This is a genomic window from Ornithinimicrobium flavum (assembly GCF_004526345.1).
Lineage (GTDB): Bacteria > Actinomycetota > Actinomycetes > Actinomycetales > Dermatophilaceae > Ornithinicoccus > Ornithinicoccus flavus.
Genome location: NZ_CP038213.1, coordinates 2863098 through 2883268, shown reverse-complemented (window position 1 = coordinate 2883268; position 20171 = coordinate 2863098). Strand labels below are relative to the sequence as shown.

Sequence of the window (20171 nt, the reverse complement as noted above, 5' to 3'; positions counted from 1 at the left end):
TCACTCCTCGAAGACCTCGGCACCCTCGTCGACGAGCGCGTCGCCCGCCGCCGGGGTCGGACCCTCGGTCTGCTCGCCCTCCAGGGTCTGCTCGACCTGGCCCGGGACGGTGCCGTCCACCGTCCACGTGTCGCGTCCGCGCAGCAGCGCGTCCAGCCCCTCCGGTCCTGCGCTCCCGCCCTCCTCGACGGCCTCCCGCACCTGCGCGCGGACGGCGTCGTCGTAGGTCGGGCGCTGCACCTGGCGGAAGATGCCCATGGGCACCTGCTGCATCGACGGGTCGTCCAGCCGGGACAGCGCGAAGGCGACCGAGGGGTCCTCCTGGCCCGGGTCGTGGACGAGCACGGAGGCGGGGTCCGCCTCCCCCTCGGGCACGACGCGCAGCCGGCCCTGGTCGTCCCGCACCACCACGCGGGCCTCCGGGCTGCCCTCGGCCCCTATGCGGACGGGCTCGCCCGCACGCAGGTGGGCGATCCGGGCGGTGGCCTCGTCCCGGTCCTTGAGCAGCTGGAAGGCGCCGTCGTTGAAGATCGGGCAGTTCTGGTAGATCTCGACCAGCGAGGTGCCCCGGTGGGCGGCGGCGGCCGAGAGCACCTCGGTGAGGTGCTTGCGGTCGCTGTCCATGGTCCGGGCCACGAAGCTCGCCTCGGCGCCCAGGGCCAGCGAGACCGGGTTGAACGGGTGGTCCACCGAGCCGGCGGGGGTGGACTTGGTGACCGCACCGACGTCCGAGGTGGGGGAGTACTGCCCCTTGGTCAGACCGTAGATCTTGTTGTTGAAGAGCAGGATCGTCAGGTTGACGTTGCGCCGCATCGCGTGGATGAGGTGGTTGCCGCCGATCGACAGGGCGTCGCCGTCACCGGTGATCACCCAGACCGACAGGTCCTCGCGGGCCGTGGCCAGACCGGTGGCGATCGCGGGGGCGCGTCCGTGGATGGAGTGCATCCCGTAGGTGTCCAGGTAGTAGGGGAACCGGCTGGAGCAGCCGATCCCCGACACGAAGACGATGTTCTCGCGCCGCAGACCGAGGTCGGGCAGGAAGCCCTGCACGGCGGCCAGCACGGCGTAGTCGCCGCAGCCGGGGCACCAGCGCACCTCCTGGTCGGAGGTGAAGTCCTTCTTGCCCTGGGTCTGCCCCTCGGGCAGCCGGGGCACACCGGCGGTGCCCAGGGGGGAGGGGAGACCGAGATCGACGCTCATGGCAGGACCTCCTGTCCCTGGGTGGCCATCAGGTGCTCGTGGATCACCTGGGCCAGCTCGCCCGCGGTGAAGGGCAGGCCGCGGACAGCGGTGTGGCTGCGGACGTCCACGAGGTACCGGCCGCGCAGGAGCAGCGCGAGCTGGCCGAGGTTCATCTCCGGCAGCAGGACGCGGTCGTAGCGGTGCAGGACCTCGCCGAGGTCGGCCGGGAAGGGGGCCAGGTGGCGCAGGTGGGCCCGGGCCACCTTGGCGCCGGTCGCCCGCACCAGGCGGGTGGCGGCGGCGATCGGGCCGTAGGTGGAGCCCCACCCGAGCACCAGCAGGCGCGCCTCCCCGCCGGGGTCGTCGACCTCCAGCGGCGGCAGCGAGTCCGCGATGCGGTCGATCTTGGCCTGGCGCAGCCGGACCATCGTGTCGTGGTTCGCCGGGTCGTAGGAGATGTGACCGGTGACGTCGGCCTTCTCGATCCCGCCGATGCGGTGCTCCAGACCCGGTGTGCCGGGGACGGCCCAGGGTCGGGCCAGAGTGTCCTCGTCGCGCAGGTAGGGGTGGAACACCGGGGTGCCGGCGTCGTCGACGTCGTTCGGCCCGGTCGTCAGCTCCACGGTGAGGTCGGGCAGGTCGGCGGCGGCCGGGACCCGCCACGGCTCGGAGCCGTTGCCGAGGTAGCCGTCGGAGAGCAGGACGACGGGGGTCCGGTAGGTCGTCGCGATCCGCACCGCCTCCAGCGCCGCGTCGAAGCAGTCGGTGGGCGACCTCGCCGCCAGGACCGCCACCGGCGACTCCCCGTTGCGGCCGTACATGGCCTGGAGCAGGTCCGCCTGCTCGGTCTTGGTCGGCAGGCCGGTGGACGGACCACCCCGCTGGATGTCGATGACGACGAGCGGCAGCTCGGTGGAGACCGCGAGCCCGATCGTCTCCGACTTCAGCGCCAGGCCCGGGCCGGAGGTGGTCGTGACGCCGAGCGCGCCGCCGAAGCTGGCACCCAGCGCCATCCCCACGGCGGCGATCTCGTCCTCGGCCTGGAGCGTGGTCACGCCCAGCCGCTTGAAGGAGGCCAGCTGGTGGAGGATGTCCGAGGCCGGGGTGATCGGGTAGGAACCGAGGACGAGCGGCAGGCCGGTGCGCTCCGCCGCGGCCACCAGCCCCAGGGCCAGCGCCTGGTTGCCGGTGATCGTGCGGTAGGTGCCCGGAGGCATCGGGGCGGGGGCGACCTGATAGCGGACGGCGAAGTCCTCGGTCGTCTCGCCGTAGGCGTGCCCGGTCCGCAGCGCGGCGAGGTTGGCGGCCAGGACCTCCGGCGCGGAGGCGAACTTCGCCCGCAGGAAGGCCTCGGTGGACTCGGTGTCGCGGGAGTAGAGCCAGGACAGCAGGCCCAGGGCCAGCATGTTCTTGGCCCGCTCCTTCTCCTTGCGGGTGAGGCCGGCGAAGTCGCTCAGGGCCTCCACCGTCATGGAGGTGAGGGGCAGGGCGTGCAGGTGGTAGCCGCCGTCGGTGAGGGAGTCGTCCTCGAGCGGGTTCGCGGCATACCCGACCTTGGCCAGGTTGCGCTTGGTGAACTCGTCGCTGTTGGCGATGATCGTCGCTCCTCGCGGCAGGTCCGCGAGGTTGGCCTTCAGCGCGGCCGGGTTCATCGCGACCAGCACGTCGGGGGCGTCCCCGGGGGTGGCGATGTCGTGGTCGGCGAAGTGGACCTGGAAGGAGCTGACCCCGGGCAGGGTCCCCTGCGGCGCCCGGATCTCGGCGGGGAAGTTGGGGAGGGTCGAGAGGTCGTTGCCGAGGGCGGCGGTGTCGCTGGTGAAGCGGTCGCCGGTCAGCTGCATCCCGTCGCCGGAATCTCCGGCGAAGCGGATGACGACTCTCTCGAGCTGGCGCAGAGGGGTGTTACTAGACATGTCACGGACCAGCCTACGCCTGTCGTCCGGGAACTCCGCACACGTCGAGGTCGCAGCGGTATGCAGCGCGCGGCTACCCGTGCCGGACGCAGGTCGTGGCCCACGGCCGGGCCTCGAGCCGGCCGGCGGGGATCGGCTCGCCGCACACCGCGCACCGGCCGTAGGTCCCCGCGTCCATCGCCGCGAGCGCCGAACGGACGTCGTCGAGCAGGCCCTGGAGGTTGTCGTGCGCGGTGACGGCGGTGAGACGGTCCACCGCCATCGCCGTGCCGTCACCCACCCGCTTGCCGAAGGAGATGCTCCCCTGGTCCTGGATCGGGCGGGTCAGCACGGCCATCTGCTCGACGAGCTCGGCCTCCCTGGCCTCGAGCGTCGCCCTGATCGTCTCGTCCTGCATCCGCCCAGCATGGCACCCGCCCCGGGCCCGGTTGGTGCAGCGGCACCGCGGACCGGCGCGGCACCGTCCTCTGACACAGTGGGGTCATGCGCATCATGACGGTCTGCCTGGGCAACATCTGCCGGTCACCCGCGGCCGAGTCGGTGCTGCAGCAGAGGCTCGCGGAGGCGGGCCTGCACCACGTGCGGGTGAGCTCCGCCGGGACGGCCGACTACCACGTCGGGGAGCGACCGCACGAGCTGTCGGTCGCCGAGGGGGAGCGCCGGGGGTATGCCTTCAGCACGCGGGGCATCCAGTTCGAGGACGTCCACTTCGACGACGCCGACCTCGTCCTGGCGATGGACGCCGACAACGAGGCCGACCTCCTGGCCCTGGTGCGCTCGCCGGAGGACCGCGCCAAGGTCGTCCGGCTCGGGGCGTTCGCCCCGGACGCGGAGGACGGTGTCCGGGACGTCCCGGACCCCTGGGGGCATCCGGCCGAGGCCTACACCGCGATGTACGACCAGATCGAGGACGCGGTGGACGGGCTGGTGCGGGCCCTGCAGGACGGGACCGTCGACGAGGTGCTGGCCCGGCACGGTGCGGCCCGGTGACGGGACCCACCAGCACCACAGCCACCGGCGTCCGGGCCGACGGGCGGAAGGTCTTCACCAAGTCCCTGCCGGACGCCCCACCCCTGTTCTTCTCCCGCGAGGCCGTCGGACTCCGGGCGCTGCGGGCGGCCGGTGCCCGCGTCCCGGAGGTCGTGGAGGTGTCCGACACCTCGATCGTCCTCGGCTTCGTGGAGCAGGGCGGCCACCGCACCGCCGCCTCGGAGGAGCGCTTCGGGCAGGAGCTCGCCGACCTGCACCGCAGCACCGCGCAGGAGGCCGGGCCGGGCCCCGGTGTCAGGTACGGCGCCGTGGACGGCGAGCCCACGGCATACCTCGGCGCCTGCCCGGTCGACCTCACCCCGACCCGCACCTGGCACGAGTCCTGGGTCGAGCGTCGGCTCGCACCGCTCGCCCGGCGCGCCTGCGACGAGGGGCGCCTGGACGCGCGGACCGCCGCCCTCGCCGAGCAGGTCGACGCCGACCGGCTGGGGCCGGTGGAGCCGCCGACCCTCGTGCACGGAGACCTGTGGGGCGGCAACCGGCTCGTCGATGACCGCGGTCGCAGCTGGCTGGTCGACCCGTGCGCGCACCGCGGCCACCGGGAGGTGGACCTGGCGATGATGCAGCTCTTCGGGGGGTTCAGCGGCCGGGCCCTGGCCGCCTACGTGGAGGCGCACCCGCTCGCGCCCGGGTGGCAGGACCGGGTCGCCGTCTACCAGAGCGTCCCCCTGCTGGTCCACGCGATCCTCTTCGGCGGCGCCTACGGCGTGCAGGCCGGGGACGCCCTCCGGGCGGCGGTCCGATGAGCACCCCGCGGGCGCCGCGCACCGATGCCGAGATCCCCGCCTACCTGGCCGCCCTGGGCCTGCCCGGCCTCGCCGACCTGCACGTGCACTTCCACCCCGACCGCCTGATGGAGCGGATCTGGTCCTTCTTCGACGAGGGCGAGCATCACTACGGCACCGCCTGGCCGATCCACTACCGCACCTCGACCCAGGAGCGGCTCGACACCCTCGCGGCGATCGGGGTGCACCGGGTGCCCGCGCTGACCTATGCCCACAAGGCGGGGATGGTCGCCTCGCTCAACGCGTGGTGCGCCGACTTCGCCGAGCGGCACCCCCAGGTGTTGCGCTGCGCCACGCTCTACCCGGAGCCGGGCATGACCGAGCAGGTGCGGGCCGCGATCGACGACGGGCTGCAGCTGGTGAAGGTGCACGTGTCGGTGAGCGACCTCGCCCCGGACGACGACCTCCTCGGCGGGTCCTGGGAGCTGCTGGCCGCGGCCCGCATCCCCGTCGTCATCCACGCCGGGTCGGGACCGCGGGTCGTGGGTCGCAGCGCCGCTCACACCGGCCCGGAGGCGGTGGGGCGCCTGCTGGCCACCCACCCCGACCTCACGCTGGTCGTCGCGCACCTGGGCCTGCCGGAGTATGCCGCGTTCGCCGACCTCGTCGAGCGGTACCCGCGGGTGCACCTGGACACGACCATGGCCGGCACCGACTTCATGGAGCGGCTGGCGCCGATGCCTCCCGCCCACGTGGGGCGTCTCGGCGAGCTGCGCGAGCGGGTGGTGCTGGGCTCGGACTTCCCCAACATCCCTTACCCCTACGCCCACCAGCTCCAGGCCCTGGACCGCTGGGGTCTGGGCGCGGACTGGCTGCGGGACGTCCTGTGGCACAACGGGCAGCGGCTGCTCGCCGAGAGGGTCGCGCCCGGCTGACCCGGACGGATGCGCACCGGGCCGGCCCTCGGCCAGAATGAGGGTCATGGGTCCGGCCCCCACGCCCGCCTACGAGGCGGCGGTGAGCTCCGCGAGGGAGTCCTTCGCCGCGCTCGCCCTGCGCGCGCCGGTCCGGCTGGCCAAACGGACCTCCAACCTCTTCCGCAACCGACCGGGGACCGGGGGGCCGGGACTCGACCTCTCCGCGTGCCAGGGGGTCTTCGACGTCGACCTCGGCGCGGGCCTGGCGCGCGTTGGCGGCCTCACGACCTACGAGCGGGCCGTCGACGAGCTGCTGCCGCACGGGGTGATGCCCCTGGTGGTCCCGCAGCTGCGGACCATCACCGTGGGCGGGGCCGTCGTCGGTCTGGGGATCGAGTCCACCTCCTTCCGCAGCGGGCTCCCGCACGAGTCGGTCGTCGAGGTCGACGTGCTGACCGGGACCGGGGAGGTCGTGACCGCCACCCCGGACGGCGAGCACGCGGACCTCTTCCGTTCGCTGCCCAACTCCTACGGCACCCTCGGCTACACCCTCGGCCTCGTCGTCGAGCTCGAGCGCACCAGCCGGTGGGTCGTGGTGGAGCACCACCGCTTCGGCGACCTCGACGAGCTGGTGGCGACGATCGGCGAGGTGATGGCGCACCGGGCCCACGGTGGCCGGGAGGTCGACTTCCTCGACGGGGTCGTCTTCTCCGCGGACGAGGCTTACCTCACGCTGGGCCGGTGGTCGGGCACGACCGAGGGTCTGGTGCCGGGCGACTACACCGGTCCCGAGCCCTACTACCGCTCCCTCCAGCACCGTCGACGGGACGTGCTGACCGCCGAGGACTACCTGTGGCGCTGGGACACTGACTGGTTCTGGTGCTCACGCGCGTTCGGCGCCCAGCACCCCCTCGTCCGCAGGGTCTGGCCGCGTCGCCTGCTGCGCAGCGACGTCTACTGGCGGATCATGCGGCTGGAGCAGCAGCGGGGTTGGTATGCCGCACTCCAGCGCCGCCGCGGTCGGCCGCCCCAGGAGCGGGTCGTCCAGGACGTGGAGATCCCGCTGGGGCGGACCGGCGACTTCCTGCGCTGGTTTCTGCGGGAGGTCCCGATCGAGCCGGTGTGGCTCTGCCCGGTCCGGCTCCGGGCGGACGCACCCGCACCGGACGGCGGGCCGCCGTGGCCGCTCTACCCGATGCGCATCGGTGAGGACTACGTCAACCTCGGTTTCTGGTCGGCCGTGGACATCCCGCCCGACGGCCGCCCCGGTGACACCAACCGGGCGATCGAGGCGACGGTCACCGAGCTGGGCGGGCACAAGGGCCTCTACTCCGAGGCCTTCTACGATGAGCCGACCTTCCGCGAGCTCTACGGCGGTGAGCACCTGGACGCCGTCAAGCGCCGGTACGACCCCGACGGTCGTTTCCCCACCCTCTACGACAAGGCGGTGCGAGCACGATGACACGCAGCGTGGCCCAGGCCATCCACTCCCTGCTGGGGGATGCGCCGGGGGTGGGGGTGGTGGCGCACGACGGGTCGACGGCGGGGGACCTCACCGGCACGGTGATGCGGCTGCGCACCCCGCGGGCGCTCAGCTACATCGCCGGCCACCCCGGCCAGCTCGGGTTCGCCCGCGCCTACCTCCAGGGGGACCTGTCGATCGACGGCATGGACGAGGCCTGCCCCTACGACGAGCTCCGCCTCATGGAGGGGTTCACCGTCCGGATGCCCCCGCTGCGCGAGCTGCCCGAGCTGGTGCAGGCCGTGCGCCGTTCCGGGGTGAGCCTGGCGCCGCCGCCGCTGCCCGACCTGGAGACCCCGGGCGAGCTGCGCAAGCTGGCGCACGGCATACGGCACGGTCGGCGACGGGACGCCGAGGCCGTCCAGCACCACTACGACGTCTCCAACCGGTTCTACGAGCTGTTGCTCGGTCCGTCGATGACCTACACCTGCGCCGTCTACCCGCGCCCGGACGCCAGCCTCGAGGAGGCGCAGGAGGAGAAGTACGAGCTGGTGTGCCGCAAGCTGGGTCTGCAGCCCGGTATGCGGCTCCTCGACGTCGGCTGCGGGTGGGGCGGGATGGTGCGTCACGCCGTCCGTCACCACGGGGTGAGTGCTCTCGGCGTGACCCTGTCCCGCGCCCAGGCGACCTGGGCGCAGGAGCGGATCGCGGCCGAGGGCCTGACCGGCGCGGAGGTCCGGCACGCCGACTACCGCGACGTGACCGAGCGCGGCTTCGACGCGGTGTCCTCGATCGGGCTGACCGAGCACATCGGGGTGCGCCGCTACGGGGCCTACTTCACCTTCCTGCGGGACCGGCTCCGCGACGGCGGCCGGCTGCTGAACCACTGCATCACCTGGCGCAGCCCCGACCACGTCCCGATGCGCCGCACCGACTTCATCGCGCGGTACGTCTTTCCCGACGGCGAGCTGGCCTCCTCGGGCCGGATCGTCACCGAGATGGAGCGGGTGGGTCTGGAGGTGCACCATCACGAGAACCTCCGTCAGCACTACGCGCGCACCTGTGCCGCGTGGTCCGAGAACCTCTCCCGCCACTGGGAGGAGTGTGTCGCCGAGACGGGCCTGCCCACGGCACGGGTCTGGGGTCTCTACCTGGCCGGGTCGCGCTACAACTTCGAGCGCAACGCCATCCAGCTGCACCAGGTGCTGGCCACCCGGACGAGCGTGGAGGGGGAGGCGGGCTACCCCCTGCGTCCGACCTTTGCCTGACCGGCGCCCCTCGGGTCCCCGCCGGCGGGCGGGGGAGGGCTAGGGTGATCGACGATGCGTGAGTACCTCGTCGTCGCCGCGGTCGTCCTGGCCGGCGTGGCCCTGGTGGCCGCGGCCATGGGCGCTCGCCGCCTGCTCGCGCCGGCCGACCCCCACCCGGCCAAGCTCACGACCTACGAGTCCGGGGTGGACCCGGTGGGCACCGGCTGGGAGCAGGGGAGCGTCCGCTATCTGGTCTACACGCTGCTCTACGTCATCTTCGCCGTGGACGCGGTCTACCTCTACCCCTGGGCCCTGGTCCTGCGGACCGAGCTGGGCCTGGCCTCTCTCGTCGAGATGGCGATCTTCCTGGGCGTCCTGGTGGTGGCCCTGCTGCACGTCTGGCGTCGTGGCCTGCTGAGGTGGTGGTGATGACCGACCTGCCCACCCCCCGGGTCGGTGCCCCTGTCGAGCGGGCCCCACGCGCCGTCCAGGTCGTGCTCAACTGGGGGCGCAAATACTCCCTGTGGGTCTTCAACTTCGGCCTGGCCTGCTGCGCCATCGAGTTCATCAGTGCCTCCATGGCCCGCCACGACTTCATCCGGCTGGGGGTCATCCCCTTCGCCCCGGGCCCTCGCCAGTCGGACCTCATGGTCGTGTCCGGCACGGTGACGGACAAGATGGCGCCGTCGATCCGGCGGCTCTACGACCAGATGCCCGAGCCCAAGTACGTCATCTCCTTCGGCGCCTGCGCCAACTCCGGTGGCCCCTACTGGGACTCCTACTGCGTGACCAAGGGCGTGGACCAGCTCATCCCCGTCGACGTCTACGTGCCCGGCTGCCCGCCCCGGCCCGAGGCGCTGCTCGCCGGGATCGTCCAGCTGCAGGACCAGATCGCCGCCGAGGTGCCAGGGCGGGCGCGAGGCCGGCACGGCGCCAGGTATGCCGACCGGCCGGTCACCGCCGCTGAGGTCACCCGGGGCCTGGTCGCGCCGCCTGCGACGGGTCCGAGCTCCACGACGCAGTAGCTCCACGACGCAGTAGGGCTCCTGGCGGGAGAGGTCACGTGACCGCCGGTGCTCAGAACGGCGGCGGCGAGCTGTCATGGCCCCAGCCCCGGTCATCGCGCGGCCCCCCGTCATCGCGCTGGGCCAGATCCTGGCGCTCGTCGCGATGCCGGTGGGGGCCTTGGTCGGAGTACCGGTCCTGCTCCTGCCGGTGCTCGTCGTCGGGGCCGGTCCGCCCGAGGATCTCCCCTTCCGGAAGGTTCAGGACCTGCTCCGGTGTCGGCTGGCCGTCGCTGCGCCCGGTGACCGTCCCTGCCCGGCTCACGTACATCCATCCGGCCAGCGGTCCGCCATGCTCGGTCGCGCCGGGCTCGTCGTCCGGATCGGCCAGCAGGGCGTCAGGGCCGCGGTGGACCAGCGCGGCGTAGAGGGCCCGCGCGGCGAGGTCCTGCAGGAAGTCCCGATCACCCTCGCCCTCGCTCCGTTCCTCGCCCGACGGGATCCCGTCCCGGGGTGGCCTCCCGCGGTGCTCGCGCAGGCGCTCGACGGCGGCGGCGCGACACGTGCTGGCGATCTCGGAACGAAAGCGCCGGACCAGTGTGCCGTCGCTCACGTCGTCCGGGCCCAGCTCAGCCCGCACTGCGTCGTAGAACTGTCGGTAGTCGAAGGACCGGGTGCTGACCGTCCGGGCCAGCAACGTGGTCCAGGTGAGGTCCCGGCGCGCGTTGATCGCGACCACGAGCTCGTCCCGCGTCTTGCGGTGGTGCGGGTGCTGAGCCAGCAGGACGAGGTTGCGCAGCGCCGTGGGGCCTCCGGCCGGCTTTCCGTCGTCACCGACGGCGTAGGGGACGACGTGATCGATCTCGCAGGCCGGCGCCGGCCGCCGGGACGCGATGCCGGGCCCTCGGCAGTGACGATCAGCGGCCCGCACCTGAGCACGCATGGCCGCGTCCGGGCGGTAGGTCGTCTGCGTCCGCTCGACGAGCCGGCCGTCGTGGACGTCGGTGAGTAGGCGATGGATCGTGGTGCCGGGACGGCAGGCCAGCTCGCGTGCGTGTGCACCCGTCAGGAAGGTGGGGTGCGCCCCGGCAAGTTGTGCCACGCCCCCAGGACGGGGTGGTGCCCAGCCGTGGTGCGCGGCGCCCTGCTGGACCTCCGTCTCGTGGTCGTCCGACCTGCGTCGTTCCGTCCCTTGGTCCTCCGACCCGTGTCCCTCCCTCTCGTGCTCGTCCGACCCAGGTCCTTCCGGCTCGTGGGCGTCCGACCCACGTCCTACCGTCTCGCTCGTCTGCCCGTCGTCGTGAGGTCCGGGGTAGCCGTGGCCGCACGAGGGGCAGGCGGGGGACCCGGTGAGGGTGTCGAACGGGACGACGACCTCCAGGGACACCTGGGGCTGCGCGGTGGCGACGCGGGCGAGCAGCTCCAGGTCCTCGGTGGTCAGATCGTCCGGGTCCTTGTCGAGGACGGGGATGATGCCGTGCACCAGGAAGGCTGCCGCCACGTCGAAGGACAGCTGGCTCAGGGTCCGACCGTCCCCGTGCTTGCGCATCAACCGCGAGATCGTGTCGATGCGTGTGTAGGCACCGACCAGCGCGATGAGATCGCCCGTGAGGGTCAGCGAGGCGGTCCCGTCATCGTGGGCGACCAGCATGGCGTGGCGAGCCTCGTGCGCCGCTCGCCGTCGCGCACGCTCGGCAGCGGGGTCCTTGCCGTCGACCCGGGTCGCCTCCGCGGCCAGGGCGGCCCGGTAGCCATGGTGCTCCCACGGACCGTCGGCCAGGCCGCCGTCGGGATCGAGCCGGTCGGGGTGGGCCAGGGAAGGGTCTGTGCCGAGGAGCGCGAGCGCCACCAGCTCCGCCGACTCCAGCTCCATGGCCCTGCACCGCGACCAGAACATGCGCACCTGCCACCAGCTGGCCCGGCCCTCCTCCAGGGCGCGGATCACCAGGGCCGGCACCCGGCCGCCCGCCAGCGAGACGCCCACGAGATCGCGGGCCTCGCTCGTCGTGACACCCAGGCAGCTCACCAGCTCGTCCACGGCGGCCGCCTTGCCCTCCGCCCGCCAGCGACGCCGCTGGGCGGGAGTGAGCTCCTCCACGCTGGTGAACCCCTTGCGGACCAGCAGCTCGTCGCAGCAGGCCGCGACGACGACACGGGCGGCCTCGAGCAACCTCGCCTCCAGCCCGCCTCGGGCGGTCGCGAGGGTTCGCACCACCCCCAGCACCGGGGCGGGAGCAGGGTCCGAGCCCTGTCCCACGGGTTCCGTCCCGACCGCGTCCACGAGCCTCCCCCTCCCCTCAGCCCCACCTGATGGTTCGAACATGTGTTCGTAAACTCACGCTAGCAGGCCTGCACGCACGCCGCAAGAGGCGGGGCGAGGAAGATCGTCCCCCGCCTGCGACGCGTGGGTAGGCTGAGGTCCATGTCTCAGGTGGAGCAGCGCCGGGTCGAGCGCCAGGGGTGGCACGACGCGGTCCGTGCCGCCCGTGACGAGGGCTACGCCTACTTCGACTGGTTGTCCGCCGTCGACCAGACCGACGGTGGGGCCGAGGCGTCCGGGGTGGTGGCGGAGGACAGCCTGCCCGAGCCGGGCTTCGACATCGTCTGCCACCTCATCGACGTGCGCGGTGCGGGCGGGGGCTCCGGCCTGCGGCGCGTCCTGCTGCTGACGAGGGTGCCGGACGGTCAGGGCGTGCGCTCGGTGACCGACGTCTTCGCGGGCGCTGCCTGGCACGAGCGGGAGACCGCCGAGATGTTCGGCATCGGCTTCGAGGACTTCGACGACGGGACGGGTATGGGGCTCCGGCCCCTCCTGCTGCCCGACGGCTTCGAGGGGACGCCCCTGCGCAAGGAGTTCGTGCTGGGGGCCAGGGCGTCCAAGCCGTGGCCCGGCGCCAAGGAGCCGGGTGAGGGGGGGGGCGTCGGCACGCCGGTCCCCGTCCCGCCGACGGCTGCTGCCCCCGGGCGTCCCGGACCCGTCCTGGGGACCGCGGTAGGAGCCGGCAGGATGCGCGCGCGCCCGAGACGTCAGGAGCCCGGCCCCGGCCAGGAGTCGGTGTGGGACTACCCCCGGCCCCCGCGGCTGGAGCGGACCGACGAGCTCGTCGAGGTCGAGCTGGGCGGGCGCACCATCGTGCGGACGACCCGGGCCCTGCGGGTGCTGGAGACCAGTCACCCCCCGACCTACTACCTACCGGTGGAGGACGTCGCGCCCGGTGTGCTGCGTCCGGCCGCCGGCAGCTCGTTCTGCGAGTGGAAGGGCCGCGCGTCCTACCTCGACGTCGTGGCGGGGGACCGCGTCGAGGAGCGGGCAGCCTGGCACTACCCGAAGCCGACCCGACCGTTCGCCGAGCTCAAGGGCCACGTGGCGCTCTACCCCGGGCGCATGGACCGCTGCCTGGTCGACGGGGAGGAGGTGCTGCCCCAGCCGGGCGGCTTCTACGGCGGCTGGATCACCTCCCGGGTGGTGGGTCCGTTCAAGGGTGAGCCTGGGACGATGGGCTGGTAACCCGACAGAGGAGAGTCCGTGGCCACGATCCGCAAGGTCATCATCACCGCTGCCGTCACCGGCGGTATCCACACCCCGTCCATGTCGCCCCACCTGCCCGCCAACCCCGACGAGATCGCCGACGCGGCGATCGGCGCCGCGGAGGCGGGCGCGGCGATCGTGCACCTGCACACCCGCGATCCGAAGGACGGTCGTCCCTCGCAGGACCCCGCCCACTTCGCACCCATCCTGGAGAAGGTGAGCGGCAACACCGACGCCGTCCTCAACATCACGACCGGGGGCAACCCCACGATGACCGTCGAGGAGCGGCTGCGCCCGGTGCGCGAGTTCAAGCCCGAGCTGGCCTCGCTCAACATGGGCTCGATGAACTTCGGCCTCTACCCGATGCTCGACCGGTTCACCGACTTCCAGCACGACTGGGAGCCGCAGGTGCTCGAGGCGACCCGCGACGTCGTCTTCCGCAACACCTTCAAGGACATCGAGACCGTCCTGGAGATCGGGGCGCAGAACGACACCCGTTTCGAGTTCGAGTGCTACGACATCTCCCACCTTTACAACCTGCAGCACATGCATGCCCGCGGTCTCACCCGCGGCAGGCTCTTCGTCCAGTCCGTCTTCGGCATCCTCGGCGGCATCGGGGGCCACCCAGAGGACCTCATGCACATGCGCCGCACCGCGAACCGTCTCCTCGGGGACGACTACGAGTGGTCGATCCTGGGCGCCGGCCGGAACCAGATGCCGCTGGCCGTCATGGGGGCGCAGATGGGCTCGCACGTCCGGGTCGGGCTCGAGGACTCGCTGTGGATCGAGCCCAAGGAGCTCGCCACCTCCAACGCGGCCCAGGTCGCCAAGATCCGGTCCGCGCTGGAGGACCTCAGCTACGAGATCGCGACCCCCGACGAGGCCCGCGAGATGCTCGGTCTCAAGGGTCGGGACAAGGTCGGGTTCTAGGAGGAGCTCGCCGCAGGCCAGGGTCGGCGGGGTCAGGACGAGGTCCAGCCCCCGTCGACCGTCAGCAGGTGGCCGGTGATGTAGCTGCCGGCGTCGGAGGCCAGCAGGAGTGCCGGACCGACCAGGTCCTCCGGCTGGCCGAAGCGTCCCAGCGGCACCCGCCGCAGCGTCTCCTGCCGCCAGTCCGGCTGCTCGAACATCGGGCTCGTCAGAGCCGTCGCGACGTACCCCGGTGCCAGGGCGTTGACGCGGATGCCGTGCGGCGCCCACTCGGTGCTCAGCGCCCTCACGGTGCCCAGGAGCCCGGTCTTGCTGGCGACATAGGGGGAGACCTCGGGGCGCGACGTCACCGCCAGCATGGAGGCGACCATCACGTGGCTGCCCCCGACGCCCGCGGCCAGCTGCCGACGCGCGACCTCGGTGCTCAGCCGCCACGGCGCGGTGAGGTTCACCGTGAGCACCCGGGCGAAGTCGGCGTCGGTCAGCTCGGTGGCCCGACCGCGGGCCTGGACGCCGGCCGCGTGCACCACCACGTCGATGACGCCACCGAGACGGCGGCTCACCGTCTCGGCGAGGTCCTCGAGCGCCGCCGTGTCGGCGAGGTCGGCGGGCACGGTGACGACGCCGGGGGTAGCGGCTGTCCTCCCCGGCGAGCCACCTTCCCGCACCCGCGCCGCGACCTCGTCCAGCTCGGACGCGGAGCGGGCGACCAGGGCCACCTGGGCGCCCGCACCGGCCAGCCCGAGGGCGATCGCACGGCCGATCCCCCGGCCGGCGCCGGTGACCAGGGCACGGCGGCCCTGGAGGGAGAACAGGGCGGAGGGGGAGGGCAGCGGCATACGCGGATCGTGCCCCGCCTCCCCATGGGGCGCAAGCGAGTGGGTCGACGTTGCGCGAGGGGCCGGGAGAGTTCACACCGCGGCCGCGCCGGCGACGGGGGTGGCTGAGGGTCGTGCGTCGGGTGAGGATGGGGTATGCCGTCTCGCCCCCGGATCCAGGCCACCTCGGTCAGCCTCAGCACGCCGCACCCGCGGCGGCTCGCGCGGTTCTACGCCGACCTGCTCGGGGTGGAGGTGGCGCGCAGCGAGGGCCCGCGCGAGGGTGAGCCGGCCGAGGCCGGCTGGGCCCAGCTGCGAGCGGCGGCGGGCGCCACCGGGATGACCATCAACCTGGAGTGGGACCCCCACTTCGTGCGGCCGGTCTGGCCCAGCACGCCGGGGGAGCAGCAGCCGCAGGCGCACCTGGACCTCGCGGTGGACGACCTGGAGCAGGCGCAGGCCTGGGCGCTCGCGTGCGGCGCCTCGACCCACCCCCACCAGCCGCAGCAGGACGTCCGGGTCATGGTCGACCCGGACGGGCACCCGTTCTGCCTGTTCACCGGGTGAGGCCAGGGGGCGTCCGGCGCGGGGGCCACGGCAAGGGGGCGGTCTTGGCTAGGGTGGCGGGCGATGCTCGCTGAACTCCCGCTGGCCCTCGAGGTCGCGCTGAAGGCCGTCGTCGTGATGGCGGCCTTCCTCACGCTGCCCCTGGCCCTGGGTCAGCTCGAGCACAAGATGATGGGGCACATGCAGGGCCGGCTCGGCCCGATGGAGGCCGGGCCGCACGGCATCCTCCAGCTGGTCGCCGACGGCATCAAGTTCGCGCAGAAGGAGGACGTGACCCCGGCGGCGGCGGACCGGCCGGTCTTCCGCCTCGCGCCCGCCGTCGCCCTCGTCCCCTACCTCGTCGCGCTGGCCGCGATCCCCTGGGGCGCGACCTGGGTCGCCGCCGACGTGCCGGCCAGCCTGCTGCTCGTGCTGGCCGCCACGAGCGTCGGGGTGATCGGCACCCTCATGGCCGGCTGGGGGTCCGGCAACAAGTACTCCCTCCTGGGGGGTCTGCGTGCGGGCGCCCAGCTCGTCTCCTACGAGCTGCCCCTGCTGCTCGCGGCGGCGAGCGTCGCGATGGCGGCCGGCACCCTGTCGCTCACCGGCATCGTCCAGGAGTGGTCGTGGTGGTGGCTGCTGTGGCAGGCGCCCGCGGCCTTCGTCTTCCTGACCGCGGCCGTGGCCGAGCTGCAGCGGACGCCGTTCGACGCGCCGGTCGCCGACGGTGAGATCGTCTTCGGCCCGCTGACCGAGTACACCGGCCTCCGCTTCGCCTTCTTCCTGCTCGCCGAGTACGCCGGCATGGTCGTGATGTCCCTGCTCTTCGCCGTGCTCTTCCTCGGCGGCTGGCGGGGCCCCTTCGGGGACGTCGCGGTGGTCGGGGTCCTCTGGACCCTGCTCAAGGCCTCGCTGGTCGGCGTCCTGCTGCTGTGGCTGCGGGTGGCCTGGCCGCGCGTGAGGGAGGACCAGCTGCAGCGCTTCGCCTGGCTGGTGCTCCTCCCCGTCGCGCTGGCCCAGCTGGCCCTCACCGGCGTCGTGGTGGTGATGCTCGGATGAGGTCGGTCAAGGGTCTGCTCGCGGGGCTGCGCACCACGGCCCGCACCCTCCGGGCGGGTGCGCACACGGCGCAGTACCCCCATACCTCCCCGGACCTGCCCGAGCGCAGCCGGGGCGTGATCGCCCTGCTGGAGGAGAACTGCACGTCCTGCATGCTCTGCGCGCGGGAGTGCCCCGACTGGTGCATCACGATCGACTCGCACAAGGAGACCGTGGAACCGCCACCGGGCAGCGGTGGTCGCGCGCGGCAGAAGAACGTCCTGGACCGCTTCGACATCGACTACTCGCTGTGCATGTACTGCGGCATCTGCGTGGAGGTCTGCCCCTTCGACGCGCTCTTCTGGGCCCCCGACTTCGCCTACGCCGAGGGTGACATCCGCAACCTGCTCCACGACAAGGAGCGGCTGGGCACCTGGATGCGACGGGTGCCGGAGTCGACGTGGCCGGAGGGGTATGAGGGGCAGCAGGACACCCCGGTCGCGCCGGCGGGGCAGCTCGCGAGCGAGCAGGTCGAGGCCCGGGCCGCGGCGGCGGTGCCGGGCGACTCGGCCGTGGCGGCGGAGACGAAGGACGAGGCGGAGACGAAGGACGAGGCGACTGCGGGGGAGGAGCCCGATGAGCGGTCTTGACGTGCTCTTCGTCGCGGTCGGCCTCCTCACGGGTGGGGCCGGCCTTCTCGCGGTGACCTCCCGGCACGTCCTGCATGCCGCGCTGTGGCTCGTCGTGGCCCTCGGCGGGCTTGCCGGTTGCTACCTGGTGCTGGGCGCGGAGCTGGTGGCCCTGGTCCAGCTGCTCGTCTACGTCGGGGCGGTCGTGGTCCTCGTGCTCTTCGCGCTCATGCTGACGCGGCAGGGCGGGGTGCCGGTGGTGACCTCGGTGCCGCAGCGCGTGGCGTCCGCGCTCGTCGGCGCCGGCACCACCGTGGTGCTCGGCGGTGCGCTCCTCGCCGCCTTCGGGTGGGGCTCGGTGGAGGTCGCCGGTCCTGACAACGCCGAGGTGGCGACCGGGATCTTCGGCACCTACGTGTGGCCCTTCGAGCTGCTGTCCGCGCTGCTGCTCCTGGCCCTGGTGGCCGCGGTCGCGTCGCGGTGGCGCGGGCGCCCGTCGGTGGTGCCGACGACGCCAGCCGGCGACCGGACGCCCCCGCCGAGGTCGAGGCGGTCCAGGGCGACGGCGGCGACGCGGGCGGAGCGTCGTGATCCGCCCCGCCCTGCCCTACTCTTCCTCGTGGCGGCGCTGGCCGGTCTGGGTGTCTACGGCATCCTGGCCCGTCGGCACGCGGTGCTCGTCCTCGTCGGCGTCGAGCTGCTCCTCGGGGCGGCCGGGCTGCTGCTGGTCACCGTCGGGCAGACCGGCCTCGCCGCGACCGACCCGCACGCCTCCGCCCAGGTCCTGACCCTCTTCGTCATCACGATCGCCGCCGCCGAGGTGGTCCTCGCCCTGGCGATCCTGCTCGCCCTCTTCCGAGCCCGGGGTCACGTCGACCTGCACGCGCCGCTCGCCGAGCATCCGCGGGACCGGGACCGCCCGCGGGACCGGGACCGCCCGCCGGCGCAGGACGGGGAGGTCGCATGAACCTTCCGGACCTGCCCGACGTGAGCTGGGGCGACCTGCAGCTGCCCTCGATTCCGGTCCCGAGCCTGCCGGTGCCCGACCTGTGGGGGAGCCCGGCGCAGTGGATGGTGCTCCTCCCGGCTCTCGCCGCGCTGGCCGGGCTGACCCTTGCCGGCCGCTCCAACCGGCTGGGCGCCTGGATCGGCGTGGGAGGCGGGCTGGCCACCTGGGCTGCGGCGACCTGGCAGCTCTACACGCTCGCCCGCTCCGAGGACGGGACGAGGCGCTCGGGCACCCTGGGCGCCCTGCCGCTGGGCGAGCTCGAGGCGCCCCTGCAGCTGCTGGCGACCTGGCCGCTGGCCTGGGTGGCGTGGACGGTGGCGACCGTGGCCGTCATCGTGCAGGGGTACGCGCGGTGGTACCTCTGGTACGACCCCCGCTACCGCGTCTTCGCGGCGACGGTCTCGCTGTTCACGGGCGCCATGCTGCTCACGGTCCTGTCCGACGACGTGCTGCTCACCCTCGTCGGCTGGGAGGTGATGGGGTGGTGCTCCTACCTGCTCATCGGCCACCACTCCGCCAAGGCCGGCGCCCGACGGGCCGCCCGCAAGGCCCTGCTCGTGACCCGCACCGCGGACGCGGCGTTCGTGGTCGGTCTGGTCATTCTCGCCGCCGGGGCGGGCACCACCGCGATGCGGGAGATCGTGAGCCACTGGGGCGACCTGGCGCTCGCCCACGGGGGACCGGGCGGGTGGCACACCGTGGCGGTCTGCCTGCTCGTCGTCGGCGTGGCCGGCAAGTCGGCGCTCTTCCCCTTCCAGGACTGGCTGCCGGACGCGATGGAGGGCCCGGCGCCCGCCTCCGCGCTCATCCACGCGGCCACGATGGTGGCCGCCGGCACCGTGGTGCTCACCCAGCTCTTCGACCTGCTCGCCGTGACCGGCCCGGCCCGGCTCCTGCTCGCGGTCCTCGCGACCGTGACCATGCTGGGCGCGGCGGTGCTGGCCTTCGCCCAGGGCGACCTCAAACGGCTGCTGGCCTGGTCGACGGTCAGCCAGGTGGCGCTGATGCTCGCCGTGCTCGCCGCGGCCACCCCCGCCACCGGCCCCGACGCCGCCCTCCAGCACCTCACCGCCCATGCCTGGTTCAAGGCCCTGCTCTTCCTGGCGGCCGGCTGGCTCGGGGTCCTGGTCGGCGGCACCGCGATGGCGGTGGTCGCCTCGGGGGCGCGTCGCTACCGCGTGCTGCGGCGCAGGTTCGCGTGGGGGCTGCTCGCGCTCGCCGGCGTGCCGCCCTTCGTCGGGTTCTTCTCCAAGGAGCTCATCCTCGGCACCGCCGAGGTCGGTGCCGCCGGCGGGGGAGGTATGGCGTCCGTGCTCGTCCTGGGCGCGGTGGGTGCCGCGGCCCCGCTCACGGCCGCCTACTGCATGCGGGCCTGGCTCGTCCTGGCCCGGCCCACCCAGGCCCAGGACCTGGCGGCCGCCTACGTGCACGGCCCGGTGCAGCGGATCGACGACTTCTTCGACGAGCCCCAGGTCGTCCAGGAGGCCGAGGGGCTCGAGCGGGCCGAGGCCGCGATCAGCTCGACCGCCCGCCTCGGCACCTCCTTCCTCACCCTCATGACGGTGCTCGGGGGGCTGCTGGTCCTGCTGCCGGTGTGGCGCTCCGACGTCCACCTGGACCTGCAGCTGCTGGCCGCGACCCTGCTCCTCATGGTCGTCAGCGCCGTCCTGGTCCGGCTCGCGGCGCAGGGCGTGCGGACGCGGGACGCCGCAGCCCGGGTGCCCGCCGGTCTGAGTCTCGCCGCCGAACGCGGCCTCGGTGCCGACCACGTCTACCGCCTCGTCGTCGCCGGGCCGGTCCTGGCCCTGGCCCGGGGGGTCACCTGGTTCGACCGGGAGGTCCTGGACGCGTGGGTGCGCGGCGCCGGTGCCGGGGCCCGCCTGCTGGGTCAGGTCGGCGACCTCACCAGCCCGCGGCGCGCGACCCCCGGCCTGGCGATGGTGCTGGCCGGCGTGCTCGTCCTGGCGGCGATCGGGGTGATGACCTCGTGAGCTCCACCCTCCGTTCGGTCGTCGACGACGCCACCGCACTGGTGCCCGACCTGGGCACGGGCTGGCTCGTGCTGGCCCTCGCCCCGCTGCTGCTGGCGGCGGTGACCCTGCTCGCCGCCGGGCGGTGGCCGACCCCGCCGGGCCGGCGGACCGTCCACCTGACGTCGCTGGCCGCGGC

19 protein-coding genes are annotated in these 20171 nt (G+C 73.3%); 14 read left to right on the top strand and 5 right to left on the bottom strand.

Annotated features, from left to right (window positions below; genetic code table 11):
- From E3Z34_RS13570 to E3Z34_RS13560, 3 genes are all read right to left on the bottom strand, one after another.
- Entirely contained in the window at positions 1–1200 is a 1200-nt protein-coding gene (locus tag E3Z34_RS13570; protein WP_134774034.1) for a 2-oxoacid:ferredoxin oxidoreductase subunit beta, read from the bottom strand.
- On the bottom strand, positions 1197–3095 hold the full coding sequence (locus E3Z34_RS13565; protein WP_134774033.1) for a 2-oxoacid:acceptor oxidoreductase subunit alpha: 1899 nt from the start codon (positions 3093–3095) through the stop codon (positions 1197–1199). The genes E3Z34_RS13570 and E3Z34_RS13565 overlap by 4 nt, the downstream gene beginning before the upstream one ends.
- Before the next feature lie 73 nt (positions 3096–3168).
- Positions 3169–3492, bottom strand: a complete 324-nt coding sequence (locus E3Z34_RS13560; protein ID WP_134774032.1) for a TraR/DksA family transcriptional regulator — start codon at positions 3490–3492, stop codon at positions 3169–3171.
- A gap of 86 nt (positions 3493–3578) precedes the next feature.
- Between E3Z34_RS13560 and E3Z34_RS19080 the strand changes: the two genes are divergently transcribed.
- Genes E3Z34_RS19080 through E3Z34_RS13530 form a run of 7 tightly spaced genes read left to right on the top strand, consistent with a single transcriptional unit; the run spans position 3579 to position 9524 of the window.
- Positions 3579–4085, top strand: a complete 507-nt coding sequence (locus E3Z34_RS19080) for a low molecular weight protein-tyrosine-phosphatase (RefSeq protein WP_238695180.1) — start codon at positions 3579–3581, stop codon at positions 4083–4085.
- Complete coding sequence (locus E3Z34_RS19075; protein WP_238695179.1) at positions 4082–4891, top strand: fructosamine kinase family protein; 810 nt, start codon at positions 4082–4084, stop codon at positions 4889–4891. Before E3Z34_RS19080 ends, E3Z34_RS19075 begins: the two co-directional genes overlap by 4 nt.
- Positions 4888–5805: an amidohydrolase family protein gene (locus E3Z34_RS13550; protein ID WP_134774030.1), complete on the top strand. Its 918-nt coding sequence runs from the start codon at positions 4888–4890 to the stop codon at positions 5803–5805. Before E3Z34_RS19075 ends, E3Z34_RS13550 begins: the two co-directional genes overlap by 4 nt.
- A 46-nt stretch (positions 5806–5851) precedes the next feature.
- Positions 5852–7249 (top strand): FAD-binding oxidoreductase, encoded by a 1398-nt coding sequence (locus E3Z34_RS13545; protein WP_134774029.1) that lies wholly within the window; start codon positions 5852–5854, stop codon positions 7247–7249.
- Entirely contained in the window at positions 7246–8517 is a 1272-nt protein-coding gene (locus E3Z34_RS13540; protein WP_134774028.1) for a class I SAM-dependent methyltransferase, read from the top strand. The genes E3Z34_RS13545 and E3Z34_RS13540 overlap by 4 nt, the downstream gene beginning before the upstream one ends.
- Before the next feature lie 54 nt (positions 8518–8571).
- Positions 8572–8928, top strand: a complete 357-nt coding sequence (locus E3Z34_RS13535) for an NADH-quinone oxidoreductase subunit A (RefSeq protein WP_134774027.1) — start codon at positions 8572–8574, stop codon at positions 8926–8928.
- On the top strand, positions 8928–9524 hold the full coding sequence (locus E3Z34_RS13530) for an NADH-quinone oxidoreductase subunit B (RefSeq protein WP_134774026.1): 597 nt from the start codon (positions 8928–8930) through the stop codon (positions 9522–9524). The genes E3Z34_RS13535 and E3Z34_RS13530 overlap by 1 nt, the downstream gene beginning before the upstream one ends.
- 52 nt (positions 9525–9576) lie before the next feature.
- On the opposite strand, the gene E3Z34_RS13525 is transcribed toward E3Z34_RS13530, so the two are convergent.
- Positions 9577–11718, bottom strand: a complete 2142-nt coding sequence (locus tag E3Z34_RS13525) for a hypothetical protein (protein WP_134774025.1) — start codon at positions 11716–11718, stop codon at positions 9577–9579.
- A 207-nt stretch (positions 11719–11925) separates the two neighbouring features.
- Between E3Z34_RS13525 and E3Z34_RS19905 the strand changes: the two genes are divergently transcribed.
- Positions 11926–13011, top strand: coding sequence for a DUF427 domain-containing protein (locus E3Z34_RS19905; RefSeq protein ID WP_338043736.1), 1086 nt, complete (start codon positions 11926–11928; stop codon positions 13009–13011).
- An 18-nt stretch (positions 13012–13029) separates the two neighbouring features.
- Positions 13030–13962 (top strand): 3,5-dioxohexanoate:acetyl-CoA acetone transferase, encoded by a 933-nt coding sequence (gene kce, locus E3Z34_RS13510; RefSeq protein ID WP_134774023.1) that lies wholly within the window; start codon positions 13030–13032, stop codon positions 13960–13962.
- 32 nt (positions 13963–13994) lie between these two features.
- On the opposite strand, the gene E3Z34_RS13505 is transcribed toward kce, so the two are convergent.
- On the bottom strand, positions 13995–14801 hold the full coding sequence (locus tag E3Z34_RS13505) for an SDR family NAD(P)-dependent oxidoreductase (RefSeq protein WP_134774022.1): 807 nt from the start codon (positions 14799–14801) through the stop codon (positions 13995–13997).
- A 135-nt stretch (positions 14802–14936) separates the two neighbouring features.
- Here E3Z34_RS13505 and E3Z34_RS13500 point away from each other — a divergent pair, with 135 nt between their 5' ends.
- The 5 genes from E3Z34_RS13500 to E3Z34_RS13475 all read left to right on the top strand — a co-directional run bounded on the left by E3Z34_RS13500 (position 14937) and on the right by E3Z34_RS13475 (position 19993).
- Positions 14937–15347, top strand: coding sequence for a VOC family protein (locus tag E3Z34_RS13500; RefSeq protein ID WP_134774021.1), 411 nt, complete (start codon positions 14937–14939; stop codon positions 15345–15347).
- Between the two features lie 63 nt (positions 15348–15410).
- The gene (nuoH, locus tag E3Z34_RS13495) at positions 15411–16385 is read left to right on the top strand and encodes an NADH-quinone oxidoreductase subunit NuoH (RefSeq protein ID WP_134774020.1); all 975 of its coding nucleotides are present in this window, start codon (positions 15411–15413) and stop codon (positions 16383–16385) included.
- On the top strand, positions 16382–17014 hold the full coding sequence (locus E3Z34_RS13490) for a 4Fe-4S binding protein (RefSeq protein WP_134774019.1): 633 nt from the start codon (positions 16382–16384) through the stop codon (positions 17012–17014). The genes nuoH and E3Z34_RS13490 overlap by 4 nt, the downstream gene beginning before the upstream one ends.
- A complete protein-coding gene (gene nuoK, locus E3Z34_RS19900; protein WP_338043735.1) occupies positions 17001–17960 on the top strand; it encodes an NADH-quinone oxidoreductase subunit NuoK in 960 nt (319 codons plus the stop codon). Before E3Z34_RS13490 ends, nuoK begins: the two co-directional genes overlap by 14 nt.
- Positions 17957–19993 carry an NADH-quinone oxidoreductase subunit 5 family protein gene (locus tag E3Z34_RS13475; RefSeq protein WP_238695178.1) on the top strand — a complete coding sequence of 679 codons (2037 nt, stop codon included), beginning with the start codon at positions 17957–17959 and terminating at the stop codon, positions 19991–19993. Before nuoK ends, E3Z34_RS13475 begins: the two co-directional genes overlap by 4 nt.
- Positions 19994–20171: the final 178 nt, after the last annotated feature.

Coding starts and splice junctions, on each gene's coding strand:
- E3Z34_RS13570 (WP_134774034.1), bottom strand. CDS start 1,200: ATGAGCGTCGATCTCGGTCTCCCCTCCCCCCTGGGCACCGCCGGTGTG.
- E3Z34_RS13565 (WP_134774033.1), bottom strand. CDS start 3,095: ATGTCTAGTAACACCCCTCTGCGCCAGCTCGAGAGAGTCGTCATCCGC.
- E3Z34_RS13560 (WP_134774032.1), bottom strand. CDS start 3,492: ATGCAGGACGAGACGATCAGGGCGACGCTCGAGGCCAGGGAGGCCGAG.
- E3Z34_RS19080 (WP_238695180.1), top strand. CDS start 3,579: ATGCGCATCATGACGGTCTGCCTGGGCAACATCTGCCGGTCACCCGCG.
- E3Z34_RS13550 (WP_134774030.1), top strand. CDS start 4,888: ATGAGCACCCCGCGGGCGCCGCGCACCGATGCCGAGATCCCCGCCTAC.
- E3Z34_RS13545 (WP_134774029.1), top strand. CDS start 5,852: ATGGGTCCGGCCCCCACGCCCGCCTACGAGGCGGCGGTGAGCTCCGCG.
- E3Z34_RS13540 (WP_134774028.1), top strand. CDS start 7,246: ATGACACGCAGCGTGGCCCAGGCCATCCACTCCCTGCTGGGGGATGCG.
- E3Z34_RS13535 (WP_134774027.1), top strand. CDS start 8,572: ATGCGTGAGTACCTCGTCGTCGCCGCGGTCGTCCTGGCCGGCGTGGCC.
- E3Z34_RS13530 (WP_134774026.1), top strand. CDS start 8,928: ATGACCGACCTGCCCACCCCCCGGGTCGGTGCCCCTGTCGAGCGGGCC.
- E3Z34_RS19905 (WP_338043736.1), top strand. CDS start 11,926: ATGTCTCAGGTGGAGCAGCGCCGGGTCGAGCGCCAGGGGTGGCACGAC.
- E3Z34_RS13505 (WP_134774022.1), bottom strand. CDS start 14,801: ATGCCGCTGCCCTCCCCCTCCGCCCTGTTCTCCCTCCAGGGCCGCCGT.
- E3Z34_RS13500 (WP_134774021.1), top strand. CDS start 14,937: ATGCCGTCTCGCCCCCGGATCCAGGCCACCTCGGTCAGCCTCAGCACG.
- nuoH (WP_134774020.1), top strand. CDS start 15,411: ATGCTCGCTGAACTCCCGCTGGCCCTCGAGGTCGCGCTGAAGGCCGTC.
- E3Z34_RS13490 (WP_134774019.1), top strand. CDS start 16,382: ATGAGGTCGGTCAAGGGTCTGCTCGCGGGGCTGCGCACCACGGCCCGC.
- nuoK (WP_338043735.1), top strand. CDS start 17,001: ATGAGCGGTCTTGACGTGCTCTTCGTCGCGGTCGGCCTCCTCACGGGT.
- E3Z34_RS13475 (WP_238695178.1), top strand. CDS start 17,957: ATGAACCTTCCGGACCTGCCCGACGTGAGCTGGGGCGACCTGCAGCTG.